Origin of the sequence: Bacteroides sp. AF20-13LB (assembly GCF_003603065.1) — a bacterium.
Lineage (GTDB): Bacteria > Bacteroidota > Bacteroidia > Bacteroidales > Bacteroidaceae > Bacteroides > Bacteroides uniformis.
In genome coordinates, this window is sequence record NZ_QTMH01000020.1 from 2,961 (window position 1) to 3,296 (window position 336).

Annotated in this window: 1 rRNA gene (cut by a window edge); it reads right to left on the reverse strand. The window is 42.9% G+C overall.

The features are described from left to right. Nucleotides 1-222, reverse strand: a 23S ribosomal RNA gene (locus DWX62_RS19625); it reaches 2,728 nt to the left of the window's first position. Between the last annotated feature and the right edge of the window lie 114 nt (nucleotides 223-336).

Genomic DNA, 336 nt, shown 5'->3' on the forward strand with positions numbered 1-336 from the left:
TCATTGTTTATTTTCTTTTCCTGCAGGTACTAAGATGTTTCAGTTCCCTGCGTTAGCCTTCCACATTGTGGAATGGTACCTCTTCAAGGTACCGGGTTGTCCCATTCGGAAATCCGCGGATCAAAGGTCATTTGCACCTACCCGCAGCTTATCGCAGCTTATCACGTCCTTCATCGCCTCCGAGAGCCAAGGCATCCGCCATGTGCCCTTACTTACTTTTTGTCTTACCGATCACGTATGGTCGATATATACTTTCAGCTTTTAACTTTACTTTTTTTTGGTCACATCATGTCAAAGAACGGTGTTTCAATTATAAAACAATAATCAAAACGGAGT